At 58.3% G+C, this 15811-nt stretch carries 15 protein-coding genes and 1 pseudogene (1 of these 16 cut by a window edge); 11 read left to right on the top strand and 5 right to left on the bottom strand.

Translation table 11 applies throughout. The features are described 5' to 3' along the window. Window positions 1–12 precede the first annotated feature (12 nt). The 9 genes from CTR53_RS05130 (at window position 13) to CTR53_RS05090 (ending at window position 9463) form a co-directional block, all read left to right on the top strand. A complete protein-coding gene (locus CTR53_RS05130) occupies window positions 13–1311 on the top strand; it encodes a copper oxidase (protein ID WP_290809719.1) in 1299 nt (432 codons plus the stop codon). Window positions 1312–1341: 30 nt separating this feature from the next. Further along, on the top strand, window positions 1342–1854 hold the full coding sequence (locus tag CTR53_RS05125; RefSeq protein WP_290809718.1) for a cupredoxin family protein: 513 nt from the start codon (window positions 1342–1344) through the stop codon (window positions 1852–1854). 23 nt (window positions 1855–1877) lie between these two features. Continuing rightward, the gene (locus CTR53_RS05120; protein ID WP_290809717.1) at window positions 1878–2177 is read left to right on the top strand and encodes a copper-binding protein; all 300 of its coding nucleotides are present in this window, start codon (window positions 1878–1880) and stop codon (window positions 2175–2177) included. A gap of 87 nt (window positions 2178–2264) precedes the next feature. Continuing rightward, window positions 2265–2783 carry a copper chaperone PCu(A)C gene (locus tag CTR53_RS05115; RefSeq protein WP_290809716.1) on the top strand — a complete coding sequence of 173 codons (519 nt, stop codon included), beginning with the start codon at window positions 2265–2267 and terminating at the stop codon, window positions 2781–2783. A 78-nt stretch (window positions 2784–2861) separates the two neighbouring features. Then, window positions 2862–3233 (top strand): hypothetical protein, encoded by a 372-nt coding sequence (locus CTR53_RS05110; RefSeq protein ID WP_290809715.1) that lies wholly within the window; start codon window positions 2862–2864, stop codon window positions 3231–3233. A 59-nt stretch (window positions 3234–3292) separates the two neighbouring features. Continuing rightward, window positions 3293–4558, top strand: a complete 1266-nt coding sequence (locus tag CTR53_RS05105; protein ID WP_290809714.1) for a TolC family protein — start codon at window positions 3293–3295, stop codon at window positions 4556–4558. Continuing rightward, window positions 4555–5892: an efflux RND transporter periplasmic adaptor subunit gene (locus CTR53_RS05100; protein WP_290809713.1), complete on the top strand. Its 1338-nt coding sequence runs from the start codon at window positions 4555–4557 to the stop codon at window positions 5890–5892. The genes CTR53_RS05105 and CTR53_RS05100 overlap by 4 nt, the downstream gene beginning before the upstream one ends. Next, the gene (locus CTR53_RS05095) at window positions 5889–9005 is read left to right on the top strand and encodes a CusA/CzcA family heavy metal efflux RND transporter (protein ID WP_290809712.1); all 3117 of its coding nucleotides are present in this window, start codon (window positions 5889–5891) and stop codon (window positions 9003–9005) included. The genes CTR53_RS05100 and CTR53_RS05095 overlap by 4 nt, the downstream gene beginning before the upstream one ends. Before the next feature lie 11 nt (window positions 9006–9016). Next, the gene (locus CTR53_RS05090) at window positions 9017–9463 is read left to right on the top strand and encodes a DUF411 domain-containing protein (RefSeq protein WP_290809711.1); all 447 of its coding nucleotides are present in this window, start codon (window positions 9017–9019) and stop codon (window positions 9461–9463) included. 186 nt (window positions 9464–9649) lie between these two features. Here CTR53_RS05090 and CTR53_RS21190 read toward each other — a convergent pair. After that, window positions 9650–9757 (bottom strand): annotated as a pseudogene (locus CTR53_RS21190) (hypothetical protein); the annotation flags it as partial. 2 nt (window positions 9758–9759) lie between these two features. Further along, window positions 9760–10179: a LexA family transcriptional regulator gene (locus tag CTR53_RS05085; protein ID WP_290809710.1), complete on the bottom strand. Its 420-nt coding sequence runs from the start codon at window positions 10177–10179 to the stop codon at window positions 9760–9762. Window positions 10180–10705: 526 nt separating this feature from the next. Here CTR53_RS05085 and CTR53_RS05080 point away from each other — a divergent pair. Further along, the gene (locus CTR53_RS05080; protein WP_290809709.1) at window positions 10706–12349 is read left to right on the top strand and encodes a recombinase family protein; all 1644 of its coding nucleotides are present in this window, start codon (window positions 10706–10708) and stop codon (window positions 12347–12349) included. 9 nt (window positions 12350–12358) lie between these two features. On the opposite strand, the gene CTR53_RS05075 is transcribed toward CTR53_RS05080, so the two are convergent. Then, on the bottom strand, window positions 12359–12922 hold the full coding sequence (locus CTR53_RS05075; RefSeq protein WP_290809708.1) for a hypothetical protein: 564 nt from the start codon (window positions 12920–12922) through the stop codon (window positions 12359–12361). A gap of 136 nt (window positions 12923–13058) precedes the next feature. Here CTR53_RS05075 and CTR53_RS05070 point away from each other — a divergent pair, with 136 nt between their 5' ends. Continuing rightward, window positions 13059–14636 (top strand): DUF262 domain-containing protein, encoded by a 1578-nt coding sequence (locus CTR53_RS05070; protein ID WP_290809707.1) that lies wholly within the window; start codon window positions 13059–13061, stop codon window positions 14634–14636. Between the two features lie 151 nt (window positions 14637–14787). Here the strand turns inward: CTR53_RS05070 and CTR53_RS05065 are convergent, their stop codons facing one another. Together CTR53_RS05065 and CTR53_RS05060 are read right to left on the bottom strand one after the other, a co-directional pair. Then, window positions 14788–15327, bottom strand: a complete 540-nt coding sequence (locus tag CTR53_RS05065) for a hypothetical protein (protein ID WP_290809706.1) — start codon at window positions 15325–15327, stop codon at window positions 14788–14790. Window positions 15328–15379: 52 nt separating this feature from the next. Next, window positions 15380–15811: the final stretch of a hypothetical protein gene (locus CTR53_RS05060; protein WP_290809705.1), read on the bottom strand. It continues 582 nt past the right edge of the window; only the last 432 of its 1014 coding nucleotides appear in the window; its start codon lies beyond the right edge, outside the window; the stop codon is at window positions 15380–15382.

The raw sequence follows: 15811 nt of genomic DNA, 5'->3' as shown, positions 1-15811 counted from the left end.
GAGACCCACGTCATGTTTACCCGACGCAATCTTTTCACTGCCGCCGCCACCGGCATTGCCGCAGCGGCCGTCAGCCGCTCGGCACTCGCCGCCCTCCCGGAGCCTGCCTACCCGGCCGGCCCCAAGACCGAGCCGCCGCCGCAGCCCAGCACCGGCCGGCCGTTCAATCCGGTCGTGACCCTGAACGGCTGGTCGGCGCCCTGGCGCATGAATGGCCAGTGGAAGGAATTCCACCTGGTCGCCGAGCCGGTCGTGCGCGAGCTGGCGCCCGGCATGAAGGCCAATCTCTGGGGCTATAACGGCCAGTCGCCCGGCCCGACCATTGAGGCGGTCGAGGGCGACTGGGTCCGGCTGTTTGTCACCAACCGGCTGCCGGAACACACCACCATCCACTGGCACGGCCAGATCCTGCCCAGCGGCATGGATGGCGTGGGCGGCCTGAGCCAGCCGCAGATCAAGCCGGGCGAGACTTATGTCTACGAATTCCAGCTGAAGAAATCCGGCACCTTCATGTACCACCCGCATGCTGATGAGATGGTGCAGATGGCGATGGGCATGATGGGCATGTTCATCGTGCATCCGCGCGATCCGAACCAGTACCGGGTCGACCGCGATTTCGTCTTCCTGATGAACGCCTACGACATCGAGCCGGGTGCAGCGACGCCAAAAGTCGCCGAGATGACCAATTTCAATCTCTGGACCTGGAACAGCCGTGTCTTCCCCGGCATCGACACTCTGCCGGTGCGGCTGGGCGATAGGGTGCGCATCCGCTTCGGCAACCTGACCATGACCAATCACCCCATTCACATGCATGGCTATGATTTCGCCGTCACCTGCACCGATGGCGGCTGGGTACAGCCGTCTGCCCGCTGGCCGGAAGTCACTATCGACTGCCCCGTCGGCGCCATCCGGGCGTTTGAGTTCGATGCCACCAACCCGGGCGACTGGGCTTTCCATTGCCACAAGTCGCACCACACCATGAATGCCATGGGCCATGACGTTCCCACGATGATCGGCGTCGATCATCGTGGCATCTCCAAGCGCATGGTCTCGCTCATCCCCGACTACATGACCATGGGCGAGCGTGGCATGGCGGATATGGGTGAGATGGAAATGCCGCTGCCCGACAACACACTGCCGATGATGACCGGCACCGGTCCCTTCGGGCCGATCGAAATGGGCGGCATGTTCACTGTCGTGAAGGTCCGCGAGGGCCTGGCTCGCGGCGATTACAAGGATCCCGGCTGGTACAAGAACCCGCCCGGTACGGTTGCCTACAAATACAACGGCGACGTCAACAAGCGCGGCTGAAGAGCCGTAACACTGCAGAAGGAAAACTCAATGCTCTCTAATCATCGCAAAATGATGCTCATGCTGGTCAGCGGTACGCTCAGCCTGGCGGCCGTTGCCGTCTCTGCGGCTCCAGGTCATAGCGGCGGCCACGGTCATGACGACAAGAAGGGCGGCTACGATGGCCATGCCGCGGCTTTGGGCGAACCTGGCGATCCGAAGGCCAATGCCCGGGTCATCAATGTCAATATGACGGACCAGATGCGCTTCAACCCCGCGACCGTGATGGTGTCGCGCGGCGAAACCGTCAAATTCGTGGTGAAGAACAGCGGCCAGCTCAAGCATGAGATGACGCTCGGCACCATGGACGAGCTCGTCGAGCACGCCAAGGTGATGGAGAAGAATCCGGAGATGGAGCACGACGATCCCAACGCGGTGACCGTCGATCCGGGCAAAACCAAGACCATCCTGTGGAAATTCACCAAGGCCGGAACCTTCGACTATGGCTGCCTTGTACCCGGCCATATGCAGGGTGGCATGAAGGGCAAGATCATCGTCCGCTAACCCACATGGTAAGGAGACCTCCCATGAAAAAACTGATTTTGGCTACCGCGCTGTTTCTGGCTCTTGGTGGAACTGGCCTTGACGCTTTTGCCCAGATGATGGGCAAGGGCGAAGGCGAGATCCGCAAGGTCGACAAGGAAGCAAGTAAGATTACCATCAAGCACGGTCCGATTGAGGGCATGGATATGCCTGGCATGACCATGGTCTTCCAGGTGCGCGATCCGGGCCTGCTGGACAAAGCCAAGGTCGGCGAGACGGTCAATTTCACCGTGACCAAGGACAGTGGCGCCATGGTCGTGACCTCGGTCGAGCCCAAGAAGTAAAGGGCCGGCAGAGGCCTCCCCTGGTCCGGATGAGTCCGTTGTGGGTCCTTCGGTCTATCATTCGGTCAGGGGAGGTTCGCGCCGGACATGAAGCCCATGCCATGCAAGCCTAGTTTCATTCCGGTTCGGCTGGCCAGCTGCCTGAAGGCCAGGCGTGATCACCGTCACGCGGCATGGTCGCTGCTGCTGCTGCTCGGCCTTGCGTTTCTACTACCGACAACAGTGCGCGCCCACACTGATTTTGGCCCCCAGATCGACATCGACCATGCCTTGATCCAGCCAAAGCAAGATGGCTCGAGCGCAATTCTCAAATTCAACATCCACAACAACACCGGTAGCGTCATCCACCTGCTGCGGGTTGAAACGCCAGTCGCGTCAGGCAGCCGAATCATGTTCAATGCCGGCGATGGACGCCAACTGCAACTGGACTCGCTCGGCGTCAAGCCGGAACAGACCCTGGAATTTGCAACATCCCATATGTGGGTCGAGCTGACCGGATTGCGCCAGGAGCTGCACAACGGCATGCATGTCTCCATGCGCCTCATATTCACATCAGGACAATGGGTTGATGTTATCGGCGATGTTGGGCTGCATCATGATCACTAAACCGTGCGGTCAAGCCTGCGACACTTTGCCTTTCGGGGCCAGGGCAAGCCGGTGTAAGCTATTTACATGACTGCCGGTATGGCCAAAGCGCTTCGCATCCTGGTCGCCATCGGACTCCTTCTGGGTCCGCTGGCGCCGATGACTGCCTATTGTGCGCCGCAAGCCGATACTGGGTCTGTCACGACAGACGCCAACCCGGAGCAGACGAAGAGCATGCTGGCTGGCCAGCCAGGCCATGACTGCTGCGATGAACTCGATCAGGTCAATCCCGACGGCAAGGCCGATCTGGCAAAATGCAAGGTCGGCTGCATTGCCATTCCTGGCCTCAGCCTGCCGGCACAGTCCCGCATGCCACAGCCGGCAGTGACGGCGGTGTCTTCATCCGCCATTCAAGCGGTCACCGACTGGCTGCCGCCGCCGCTTTACGACCCGCCGATCTTCCGCTCCTGACCTGACCAACGTCCCGGCTTGCCGGGTCATGTCTCACGTCTGGATTCGGAGCTTTTCTCATGTTCATGCCAATTGCATGGCGTGGCGCAATAGGCGCCATGCTGATGCTGATCGCCGCAGCCGGGACTCCGGCCCAGGCGCAGCCAACCCTTGGTGGCGATGTATCCTTGCTGCTGGCGACAGCCCGCAGCCAGCATCCCGATATTGCGATTGCAGCCCTTGAACGCGACATGGCAGCGGCGCGGGCATCGGCGGCCGACAGCCTGACCGATCCGACCTTCCGTGTCGAATTCAATGACAATACCCGTTCTTCGGGCCTGTTCCCCGACCAACTCGGTTCCCGCAAATACATGCTGGAGCAGAGTTTTCCGCTCGGCGGCAAACGGGACTTGCGGCGCAACATAGCGGACGCGGATACGGCCGATGCGCAGGCCCGCCAGGATCAGATCGCCAATGAACTGGCGGCACGCATCAAGGCCGTGCAGGCGCAACGTTATCTGGCGCAGGCCGGTTTGCGCATCCTCGGTGATCAGCGCAGTCTCTTGGACCGTACTGTCGAGGCCGCCGACCGGGCCTATGCCCAGGGCCGGGGAGGCCAGGAAGGGGCGCTCAACAGCCGTCTCCTGCGCAACCGCCTGGAAACCGAAATCGTCCGGCTGCAGGGCGACATCCGTCAGCTCGATGCCCGGCTGAACGGACTGCTTGGCCGGGATAGCGGCGCTATGCTGCAGCCGCCGCTCGGGCTCGCTCCCCTGCCGAAACCAGAGCGTCTGCAGTTCGAGAACCTGATGGCGGAAGCGCTCGACCGCAATCCGCAATTCCGCCAGCTGGTCGCCCGCGGCAGTGGTGCCGATGCCAGGCGGCGGCTTGCCGATGCCGACTGGGTGCCGGATGTCTCGCTCGGGGTGGGCACGATTGAGCAGGATCTCGGGGTCCGGGCCTATGAAGCCTATGTCACGCTGAATATTCCGCTCCGCGGCGGTCTGCGTGACGCCAAGAAGAGTGAGGCAATCGCCGAACAGAGCGCGGTCCGGGTCCGTCGCCAGGCCATCGAGCTGGAACTGGCATCGAATTTACGCGAGGCCCTAGCCGGGCTGGAGGCGCAGCAACGCATCGAGGGGTTAAGCAGCGGCGGCATCCTGTCCCAGGCGCGTGCAGCCCTTACGGCCCAACTGCGCGCCTATGAACAGGGCAGCAGTGGCTTTGCCGACCTGGTGCAGGCCCAAAGCCGGCTCCGCGAGGTCGAACTGGATGGCATCCGCGCTCAGGCGGAGCAACGCCGGCTGCTGGCCGAAATCGAACGTCTGGTCGGAGGTGATCTATGACCCGCCCTGGTCTCATCCTGGCTGGTGTGGCGATTGCCGCATTGGCTGGCGCAGGTGGTTATTTCGTCGGAACATACGGGCTCCCTGGCGGTCTGCGCCGGGATGCCGCTCAGCCGGCGATGACAGCCAACCAATCAACAACAGATACGCCCAAGGCCGAAAAGAAGCTGCTCTACTACCGCAACCCGATGGGCCTGCCCGATGTTTCACCGGCGCCGAAGAAGGACTGGATGGGCATGGATTACATCCCGGTCTATGAGGGTGAGGACGAAGGCGTTGACCGCGGCATCAAGCTCAGCCCGCAAAAAGTCCAGCTGCTGGGCGTGCGGACTGAAGAAGCCCGCAGCCGCATGCTGTCGCGGCCGATCCGTGCAACCGCCAGCTTCCAGTTCGATGAACGCCGTCAGGTCGATGTGACGGTCAAATACGAAGCCTGGATCGAGAAGCTGCTCGTCAATGCCACAGGCGAACCGGTCAAGGCCGGCCAGACCATGATGCTGGTCTACAGCCCGGCCATGGTGCAGGCCCAGGAGGAGTATTTGCTTGCCGCGCGCCTGCGCGACGAGACCCTGCCCGATGACAGAGCAGCGCGCAATGACGCGGATCGCCTGGTGCAGGGCGCTTTGGCGCGGCTGCGCAATCTGGATCTGCCCAGAGCCGTGCAAGATCGCCTGGTCCGCACCGGCCAGGTCAGCCGACAGTTCGCTATCGCCGCGCCGATGCAGGGGATCGTCACAGACAAGGGTGTGGTCGAGGGCATGCGGATCATGCCGGGGGACCGGCTCTATCGCCTGGTGGACGATAGCCAGCTCTGGCTGCAGGCCGAGGTTTTCGAGCAGGATATCGGCCTGATCAAACCGGGCCAGCCGGTCGAGATCGCGGTGAATGCCTATCCGAACCGGACATTCACCGGGAAAGTGGCATTCATCTATCCGACCGTGAATCGCGATACCCGCACCGCCCGGGTGCGGATCGAAGTCCCTAACCCGGATGGGGCACTCAAGGCTGACATGTATGCCTCGGTGCTGCTGAATGCGCAGACGATCACCGAAGAGGCGCTCGCCGTTCCCGAGAGCGCGGTTATCGATAGTGGCCGGCGCCAGATCGTCATCGTCGATATCGGTATGGGCCGTTTCGATCCACGCGAGGTCAAGCTGGGTGCGCGCGGTGACGGTTATGTCGAGGTGCGCGACGGTCTGGAGGAAGGCGAAGCCGTGGTTGTACAGGCGAACTTCCTGCTCGACGCGGAAGCCAACCTGAAGGCGGCATTGCAGTCCTTCGCGCCGCCGCCAGCCACTGCGGGTCAATCTCAGGGGCCGGAGATGCCGAAATGATCGCCGCGCTGATCCGCTGGTCGACCCGCAACATCTTCCTGGTGCTGTTTGCGACCCTGTTTTTGAGTGCGGCCGGCCTTGTCGCGCTCAGCCGGCTGCCGCTCGATGCCATTCCGGATCTCTCCGATACCCAGGTGATCGTCTATACCGAGTATCCGGGCCAGGCGCCGCAGGTGGTCGAGGACCAGGTCACCTATCCGCTCACCTCGGCCATGCTGAACGTACCTCGGTCCAAGGTGGTGCGCGGCTTTTCCTATTTCGGCGTGTCTTTCGTCTATGTGATCTTCGAGGAAGGCACCGACCTCTACTGGGCGCGCAGCCGTGTGCTGGAATACCTGAATTTTGCGACAAAACGGCTGCCCGCCGGTATCACGCCGGCATTGGGGCCGGATGCGACAGGCGTCGGCTGGGTTTACCAATATGCCGTTACCGGTGCGCAGAAGACCCTGGCCGAGCTGCGCAGCCTGCAGGACTGGAATATCCGCTACCAGCTCGCCAAGTCGGACGGCGTCGCCGAGATCGCGTCCGCCGGCGGTTTCGTCAAGCAGTACCAAGTTGTTGTCGATCCCCGCAAACTGCAGGCCTTCGGCATCCCATTGGAGCGGGTCGCCGAGGTCATCCGGCAGAGCAACCGTGATGTCGGCGGCCGGGTCATTGAAATGGCCGAGACCGAGTTCATGGTTCGCGGCCGTGGTTACCTTCGCAATCTGGCCGATATCGGCCAGATCGTCCTGAAGGCCGAGGGCGGCACGCCAGTTCGGCTTTCCGACGTGGCCCGTATCGAGCTCGGGCCGGACGAGCGCCGCGGCATCACCGAGCTGAACGGTGAAGGCGAAGTGGTGAGTGGCACCGTCATCCAGCGGGCCGGGCAGAATGCCCTTGCCGTCATCGACGGGGTCAAGGCGCGTATCAGCGAGATGAAGGCAAGCCTGCCCGAAGGCGTCGACATCGTGACGGTCTACGACCGTTCGGAACTGATCCGGCGCGCAGTGGCCACGCTCAAATCCACCCTGATCGAGGAATCGATCGTTGTGGCGCTCGTCTGCTTCATCTTCCTGCTGCATGTCCGCAGTGCCTTGGTCGCCATCGTCACTCTACCAGTGGGCATCCTGATCGCCGTCATCCTGATGGAAATCTTTGGCATCACCTCCAACATCATGAGCTTGGGCGGTATCGCGATTGCGGTCGGCGCCATGGTCGATGCCGCTATCGTGATGATAGAGAACGCCCATAAGAAGCTGGAACGGGCCGGACCGGATGCCGACCGGGTCAAGGTTTTGACTGAGGCGGCTGTTGAGGTCGGGCCCTCGCTCTTTTTCAGTCTGCTCATCATTACAGTCTCCTTCATCCCGATCTTCGCCCTCGAAGCGCAGGAAGGCCGGCTGTTCAAGCCGCTGGCCTACACCAAGACATTCGCCATGGCAGGCGCAGCTCTTCTCTCGGTGACACTGGTACCGGCGCTGATGGTGCTGCTGATCCGCGGCAGAATTGTGCCTGAGCATCGCAACCCGGTGAACCGGTTGCTCATCGCAGCCTACCGGCCGGTAATCAATCTGGTGCTCCGGGCCAAAGGGCTGACGATCGCCATCGCCATTCTGGCTCTGGGTTTGAGCTGGATTCCGCTGTCGCGCATCGGCACGGAATTCATGCCGAACCTGAACGAGGGCACGATCCAGTATATGCCGGTGACCCTGCCGGGCCTTTCGATCGCCAAGGCGGCCGAACTGGTGCAGACCCAAAACAAGATCATCAAGAGTTTCCAGGAGGTGGAGAGCGTCTTCGGCAAGGCCGGCCGGATCAATTCGGCGACCGATCCGGCGCCGACCGAGATGTTCGAGACCGTCATCAACCTGAAGCCGCAATCGGAATGGCGCGCAGGCGTAACCGTCGACAGCCTGATCCGGGAAATGGACCAGGCGCTGCAGATCCCCGGCGTCTCGAATGCCTGGACCATGCCGATCAAGATGCGGACCGACATGCTTTCGACCGGCATCCGGACGACACTTGGCATCAAGCTGTTCGGGCCCGATCTGGTCGAGCTCGACACCCTCGCTAGGAAAGTCGAGGTCAGCCTGCGCAAGGTCCCAGGCACATCGAGCGCATTTGCCGAGCGGGTGATCGGCGGCTACTATCTCACCATTGAACCGGACCGACAGGCACTCGCCCGTAACGGCGTGACGATCGATACGCTGCAGAACGTCATCGCCATGGCGATGGGCGGGGAATTGGTCACCAATACGGTGGAGGGCCGGGAGCGCTATGGCGTGATCATCCGCTATCCGCGCGAGCTGCGCTCCAATCCGCAAGAAATCGCCCGCGAGGTTCTGGTGCCAATCCCCAATGGCGCCATGGTACCGCTCGGGCAGCTGGCGAGTATCAGGCTTGAGCAGGGCCCGACCGGTATTCGCACCGAGAATGCCCAATTGGCCGTCTATGTCTTCATCGACATGCAGGGCCGCGATATCGGGTCATACGTCGCCGATGCCCAGACGCTGCTTGCCCGGGAGATTCAGATTCCCAAAGGCGTGACTTTGGCCTGGAGCGGCCAATACGAATACCTGGAACGGGCCAAGCAGCGCCTGGGTATTGTCGTGCCGGCCACGCTGTTCGTCATCATGCTGCTGCTCTACCTCAATTTCCGGCGCATGACCGAAACCTTGATCGTGATGCTGAGCCTGCCCTTTGCCCTGATCGGCGGGCTCTGGCTGATGGACTGGATGGGCTTCAATTTCAGCGTGGCTGTTGCCGTCGGCTTCATCGCTCTGGCTGGCGTCGCCACCGAGACCGGGGTGATCATGCTGATCTACCTCGACCATGCGTTGCGCGACCGGCAGGAACTCTGCCGCACGGAAGGCCGCGCCTTCACGAAAGTGGATTTGCGGGTGGCGATCATCGAAGGTGCCGTCGACCGCGTGCGACCTAAGGCCATGACGGTGATCACCATCATGGCAGGACTGTTGCCGATCCTGTGGATCACCGGGACTGGCTCGGAAGTCATGCAGCGCATCGCCGTGCCGATGATCGGCGGCATGGTGTCGTCCACCCTGCTCACCCTCATCGTCATCCCGGCGATCTATGCCCTGATCAAGCAACGCAACATTCCAAGAATGTGAAGGATATTATCATGAACCGCCGCACTTTTCTGATGTTGACCCTTTCAGCCACGGTACTTCCCATCGTCCCGGCACGGGCGATGGAGGCCATCCATGTGCTGAAAACCTCGAGCTGCGGTTGCTGCAACGCCTGGATCATCCATCTGCGCAAGACCGGTTTCATGGTCACGGCGAAGGATGCGCCTATGGCAGTCCTCAACCAGGAAAAGCTCAACGCCGGGCTCACGCCGGAGCTCTCCTCCTGCCATACCGCCCGGGTCGGCGGCTATGTGATCGAAGGCCATGTCCCGGCCGAGGATATCAAGCGGCTGCTGCGCGAGCGGCCGGACGCACTCGGCCTGACGGTGCCCGGTATGCCCGAAGGCTCGCCCGGCATGGAAACGGGAGACACGGAAGCTTACGAAGTTCTGTTGTTTTCCAAGGGCGGAACGACCAGCGTCTATTCCCGCTACTCGTAAATCGACACCCCCACTCCCAGTCTTTGTCGCTTAAAAGCGGCGATGCTCGTGCAGGGTACCCTGCCCAGGCACCGCATTTCAGCTATGTCCGATCATTAAGGTTCTCGCCTTCGCTTTTGCAGTTAGGCGACTCGGGAATATCTCGCAATCATTGAGTTCAATTTCTCAATCATTGCGATACGGAACACAGCCATCGTTGTTGCTGAGCACTACGACCGGCCGGCCCTCCAGGTGAGGGGCGAAAACCCGCTCGCAGCTGACATAGAAATTGTTGCCGTCGACCAGGGCAAACATACTTACCAGCCAAACATCGTGGTTGAAGAGGTGACGACGCCGAAGATCACCAGCTCGGCATCCTCCCGGACCTCAATTGGCGGGTAGTCGGGATTGCCGGCTTCCAGCCAGATCCTGCCGGTCCGTCGGCGGAAGCGCTTCAAGGTGACCTCGCCATCGATGCTGGCGACGACAATCTTTCCATCGGTCGGCCGGACGCTCCGGTCGACCAGGACAACATCGCCATCGTGGATCCGGTGCTTGATCATGGAATTGCCAGACACGCGCATAGCGAACGTGGCGGCCGGGTGCCGGACCAACAGCGTAGCCAGGTCGATACGTTCTTCCTCGTGGTCGGCGGCTGGAGAGGGAAAGCCGGCCGGGATCGAGCCGACGATCTCTGGCAAGTCCAAGGTGGAGCAACGAGCTGGCAGCGGGGTCATAGACGGGAGTCATAAACCCGCCTCAGTAGAGAACGCAAGAAGAACATGCGTCCCGCAGCTGGAAGCGCCAGAAATGGCCAGGAGAGGCCCAAGCCAAGTCAAACTGCAGCCGGCAGCCAAGATGGGCTTACTGCCTCTCAGCGGCCCTGAAAACTGACTTGCCGTGGACTCGGAAGGGCGGCCGTACCCCCGATCTGTCGTCAACACAGACACCCGTTGAGCACCGAAGGTGCGAATAAGGTTCTCGCCATTAGGCGAGCAGGATAGTGGTGGGCCCACCACGCCTATCCTGCCGTCCTCACGACAGAGAATTGGGGGGCGGCAAGTCGAAGAAAGTCAGAGAAAATCGGAGAAATTCTCTGAATATGCCGCCGTCACAGAGAACACGGAGAAAGATAGAGAATAATTAGATAATCCCGGAGAATGATAGAGAGAATCCGAGACACCCCTATTCTAGCGTGCATCACTATTGCGAACCGCCCTAACTGGCTGATATTGCGAAGTGTTTCATGGGGGTTTTGTATTCATGCGGGTGGCGATCTACGCCAGGCATTCCACTGACAAGCAGGAACACTCCACCAGGGACCAGATCGCCCGCTGTGAGGCGTTCTGCCGCCGGGTCGGATACGAGATCGCAGCCACCTTCTCCGATGAAGGCATCTCCGGCGCTGCGATGCAAAATCGCCCGGGCATCCGTAAACTGATTGAAGCGGCCCTGGATGGCGAGTTCAACAGGATCATCTCCGAAGATCTCTCTCGCATCAGCCGCGACCAGGGCGATCTTGCCCATTTCTACAAAAAGCTGCTGTTCTTAAACATCAACCTGGAAACGATAGCAGAGGGCGATGTTTCAGAGCTGCATATCGGCCTCAAAGGCACGATGAATGCTCTCTACCTGAAAGACCTGGCCGACAAGACCAAGCGGGGGATGCTCGCAGCTGTGCTCAATGGCTCGATCCCGGGTGGTCGCACATTCGGCTATGACATTGTGCATCGCCTTAACGAACGCGGCGAGCCGATTCCGGGTCTGCGTAAGATCAACCCCGTCGAGGCTGAGATCGTCAGAACGATATTCACTAGGTACGACCAGGGCGAAACCTTGCTTCGCATCTGTGAACACCTGAACGACAACGGCGTCGCTGCACCGAAAGGTGGCACCAAATGGCAAAAATCGGCACTGATCGGGACGTTCGCCAGGCAGACCGGCATTCTCCGCAACACGCTCTATAAAGGCGTGCTGACTTTCGACAAGATGGCTTATCGAAAGCATCCGGAGACTGGTAAGCGGGTGTCGATGATCCGGCCGGAACACGATTGGATTCGTGTCCCTGCACCGGAGCTGGCGATCTTGAGCGAAGATCAATTCGACAGCGTGCAACGGCATATCGAGGAACGGTCTAATAATTTCCGTCAACGCCGCCTGATCGTTCAGGTGATGACCGGAGAGGAAAAGGCGAAGCGCCAGCGCGGTTATGTTCGCAAATGGCGCGCGCGGCAAAAGACCGCAAATAAAGTGCCTGAGCAGCCGTTTTACATCACGTCAGGAAAATTGTGGTGCTCCAAACACGACGCAGCATTTATTCATCGCCGCGCGAAACTGAACGGCTGCCCACATAAGGGTTGCCCGAATCAAAACCTTCCGCTGGAATACATTCTGCCTCTCGTCCTGGAGGATGTGCAGAAATTCAGTGCGGGCGATCTGGACGCGTATTATCAAGAAAACAAGAGCCGGCGCGCATTTCTTGAAAGTAAACTGCAGAGCCTGATTTCTGAGCGCAGCCGCGTGCAATCGGAGATACGCGCACTGCTGGAAACAATTGTCCGCTCACAGCGCGGCCCTGAAACGCTTTCGCATATCCAGGAGCGTGAAAAAGAGAGCGGCAGATTGAAGCTGGATATTGAGCAGGCGAAATCAGAGCTGGAAAACATTACCGCCGTGCCGGATGCTGACATGAAAATGATTGCACGGCGCGTGCAGGAAACAATCAACAAATGGCTGGCATCCGATCTCGACAGCACCAAGGTTCTGCACGATTGCGTCTATAAGATAAGCATTATTCCATTCTGGAACGATGCCGAGCAAAGCATGCAGCATCGCGCGAAAGTCGCATGGGATATGCCGGCATTGATCCGGGCATTCTCAGTGGCAGCAAACAAAATCGCCGCTTAATGAAATTTCTCACAATGTGGAATCGGGCTCCGGAAAAATATCCGCAGTGAACATCATTCGGCCGTTATGGTACTCTTGCTGAGTACGCGATCTACGTTGCTCTGCCCGATAGAGTTCGTCGCTCCACTTATCGAACTTCTTTTCCGCTTGAATGATATGCCGCGCGACCTCATCGATTTGCTCCACAGATATTTCCCGATATCGCGCCTCTTTTCGACCCTGCGCGGGGATCATCAGGCCAGTAAACGCTCGACCTGATATTTTGATTCGTCCAGGAACGCCATGACAAATATCGTTCCGCGCGCCTTGCAGTTCCAAAAGGCGATCACAAAAGCTGGACAACTTCAACGGCATATCCGGATGCATCGGATATAGATTTTCTGCTTCCTTCTTCAACATTCGAAGGATTTCGCCGACCTTTGAGGGGACGGCCTTACCGCGAGGCCATGCAATGAAGCTCGCAGTCCAGATAAGCTTGTTTTCGAGCAGCGACCAACGCAGAACGACATGCCCAACTGCAGTCATCAACTGCGGAGTCATATCGTTGCTGGACCAATCGTGACTAATGCCCAATCGTAAAACTCCTGCCGGAACGTGTTGCGTCAATGCAACGCACGCAAAACGGTATCATTTTGACTGCACGCATTGGGAATAGTAGAGTTACCCTTGATATCGCTCAAGTAGATTGCCATTCAGTACTGGGGGGCTTATGGCGCATGTAAACCTTGATGCCATGATTAAGCGCGAGGATTTCGCTCGCGAGATCAAGGACGAGCCCACGCCTGACACTATCCGAGAACTAAATCTTTCGATGTTGTTGCCGGATGCACCGATTCGACGGCTATTGCGGAAGCCCGATTTCCAGCGCGAAACAAATCATTGGACACCGGATCAGGTTCTTTACTTTATCCGAAGCTTTCTAGATGGCGCGGTGATTCCGGGTGTCATCCTATGGCGATCCACAAACTTTGTATTTGTCATCGATGGTGCGCATCGGTTGAGTGCCTTGTGCGCATGGATATCGGACGACTACGGTGATCGATCAGTATCGAAGTCGTTTTACAACGATGAGATCTCAAAAGAGCAGAACCGCGTCGCCAACCGAGTGCGAACGCTTATCGACAAAACCGTGGGCAGTTTTAAATCGCTCGAAGGGCTTGTCGGAAAAGCGGCGAGCGACATAGCTGGACGCAGGGCGGGCAGCATGTTTACGCGTCCAATCTTTTTGCAGACGGTTGTTGGTGACGCAAAAGTTGCGGAAGAATCTTTCTTTGCGATTAATTCCCAAGGTACACCGCTAGATGATACCGAGACGTATCTAATCAAAAATCGAAATAAACCAGTTGCCATAGGAGCGCGCGCCATTGTCCGCGCAGGATCTGGCCATGCATACTGGTCAGCATTCAGTCAGAAGAACCAAGCAACTGTTGTCTCAATTGCGACAGAATTGTTTAAGCTACTCTTCGTCCCCGAGGCGACTGTTCCGCTAAAAACACTTGATCTGCCGCTTGGCGGATCATCTTCGCCAATTGATGCACTGGCGGTACTTCTCGATTATTTGATCGTTGCCAACACAAAGTCTGGTGACGCGAAAGAGTTAACCGTAGAAGACATTCTTGATAGCACGCCGCTGTTCCAGGTCGATGATTCCGGTGAGGCCACTATCAAAGCACTGCAGGAAGCTTTGAAGATTACGAAGCGCATTACTGGAAATACAGGTGAAAGCTTAGGCCTGCACCCTGCCGTCTATTTCACCAACGACAAGGGAAAGCATAGTCGCTTTCTATTTCTTGGTGTTGCTGCGGCTGTCGCTGATCGCATACGCAACAATGACGATGGTTGGTTCAAGAAATTTACTTTGGGTCGGCATGCGATTGAGACATTCTTGATAGACCATAAATCGGTAATCGGTATCGTTCTTCAGAATCTCAGCAAGACGCAGCGTATTCCAAAAATGAAGGCGCTAATTGATTATCTCGTCTCAGAGGCCTCACATGAACGCGCATTGAACCCCGAAGCCGCGTTCAAACACATTGGCATCGGTGGTAAGATTTATGACCTATCGGTCACCAAACTCGGTGTCGCATTTTCGGCAGAAACCAAATCTCAAATATTCTATCGTCAGGCAATTCAGCACGCACTGAAATGCCCCATATGCAGCGGCCTTCTCGACCCATCAAAATCAGCATCTTATGACCACATCAAGCCCGTTCGCGAAAAGGGGCTTGGGTCAGCTGAGAACGGTCAAATGGTTCATCCGTATTGCAACACGGGAATTAAGAACTGATTTTTCCTCACCGATCTGTTTGTCGCAAGCATCCTCACGGTGGCCAATAAATGGCTTCGCGTTTCTAAGCGCCCGCGTGCCGGCATTGATCGGAGCGTCCTCAATGTCAGCGGATAAGGAGACCACATAGCTACCAAAGTTGGCCTACCCTCTATTGCGCCGTCAATGTTCCAGGGCGAGCCTTCGAAGCACGAGAGACTGCCGCGAGGATTTCATCGCTCAACATCCACGCAGCTGATGGATGAAGTTTCAGAGTGAGCTTCTCTCCTGACTTTAAATGCCCGACCAAGACGACCCATCTTTCAGTCGGAAAGACGTGAACGTGGAATGATGTGAACGTGCCACGATCCGAGTACGTGTAGTTTTGAGGCAGAACCTCTGACATCGGATTGAGAGCAAAATCCAAAACTGGATGGCCAGTAACGTCTTCGCCGGCTGCGCCACGCGCTTGAATTTCATCCCAATTTCGCATGTCGGATAAGCCAACTAGGCTCCCGCTTAACGCTTCTGACAATTCGATAGCAAGTTTGATCGGAATAGCCATCTCAAGGGCTGTGCCTTTGTTATCTCTTTCTATGATTGCAAAGCGGTACAGAAGGGCGAGGGGTGTACCATTGAAGGTGGCAACGGTTGGGTTGGACCACGACAATAGGCGGCGGTAGGTATTCAGTTTGTCTGCAGCAATGCTCATCTCTTAAGCGCCTCAAGCTCCCGCCAAAATAGTGCTTCTTCAATGCCATGCTTCACACTTCGCGAGCAAGTAGAACCCTAAGAGACGGAATTGGATTCAACTGACCCGGCCCCACTCTGAGCATTCCGCCCAGGTATGACGCAGCTGATCGGATCGGCCTGCTGTTCCGGTCTTTGCTTCGCATCAACGCCACAGCCGCGGACAGGAGCGCTTTTTCGCGCCCGTGGATCTCAACAGCTCTCTGCCAGGCCTGATGGTGGAACCTGCTTAATCGCTGCATCCTGACCGCATCGATCACGTCAAACGGATCCAGTGTTTCGATGATCGGCGCTCTTGCTGGATGCAAAGCTGCAGCAGCTTTTCGTGCGGCCTCGGTCGACTCGACTGATGGGGCAGGGTGGCCAGGGGCACAGGTTTTGCCCACTTCCTTTCCTGTCGTAATCAACGACATTTCAGCTTCTGCCGGCTTCTCAGGCTCTGGGCG

Source organism: Ferrovibrio sp. (genome assembly GCF_002796975.1).
In the GTDB taxonomy this organism is placed as follows: domain Bacteria; phylum Pseudomonadota; class Alphaproteobacteria; order Ferrovibrionales; family Ferrovibrionaceae; genus Ferrovibrio.
This window is presented reverse-complemented; position numbering and strand designations above follow the sequence as displayed.

What these genes read in the sequence shown, in the direction of transcription:
- CTR53_RS05130 (WP_290809719.1), top strand. Translation starts at nt 13, where the DNA reads ATGTTTACCCGACGCAATCTTTTCACTGCCGCCGCCACCGGCATTGCC.
- CTR53_RS05125 (WP_290809718.1), top strand. Translation starts at nt 1,342, where the DNA reads ATGCTCTCTAATCATCGCAAAATGATGCTCATGCTGGTCAGCGGTACG.
- CTR53_RS05120 (WP_290809717.1), top strand. Translation starts at nt 1,878, where the DNA reads ATGAAAAAACTGATTTTGGCTACCGCGCTGTTTCTGGCTCTTGGTGGA.
- CTR53_RS05115 (WP_290809716.1), top strand. Translation starts at nt 2,265, where the DNA reads ATGAAGCCCATGCCATGCAAGCCTAGTTTCATTCCGGTTCGGCTGGCC.
- CTR53_RS05110 (WP_290809715.1), top strand. Translation starts at nt 2,862, where the DNA reads ATGGCCAAAGCGCTTCGCATCCTGGTCGCCATCGGACTCCTTCTGGGT.
- CTR53_RS05105 (WP_290809714.1), top strand. Translation starts at nt 3,293, where the DNA reads ATGTTCATGCCAATTGCATGGCGTGGCGCAATAGGCGCCATGCTGATG.
- CTR53_RS05100 (WP_290809713.1), top strand. Translation starts at nt 4,555, where the DNA reads ATGACCCGCCCTGGTCTCATCCTGGCTGGTGTGGCGATTGCCGCATTG.
- CTR53_RS05095 (WP_290809712.1), top strand. Translation starts at nt 5,889, where the DNA reads ATGATCGCCGCGCTGATCCGCTGGTCGACCCGCAACATCTTCCTGGTG.
- CTR53_RS05090 (WP_290809711.1), top strand. Translation starts at nt 9,017, where the DNA reads ATGAACCGCCGCACTTTTCTGATGTTGACCCTTTCAGCCACGGTACTT.
- CTR53_RS05085 (WP_290809710.1), bottom strand. Translation starts at nt 10,179, where the DNA reads ATGACCCCGCTGCCAGCTCGTTGCTCCACCTTGGACTTGCCAGAGATC.
- CTR53_RS05080 (WP_290809709.1), top strand. Translation starts at nt 10,706, where the DNA reads ATGCGGGTGGCGATCTACGCCAGGCATTCCACTGACAAGCAGGAACAC.
- CTR53_RS05070 (WP_290809707.1), top strand. Translation starts at nt 13,059, where the DNA reads ATGGCGCATGTAAACCTTGATGCCATGATTAAGCGCGAGGATTTCGCT.
- CTR53_RS05065 (WP_290809706.1), bottom strand. Translation starts at nt 15,327, where the DNA reads ATGAGCATTGCTGCAGACAAACTGAATACCTACCGCCGCCTATTGTCG.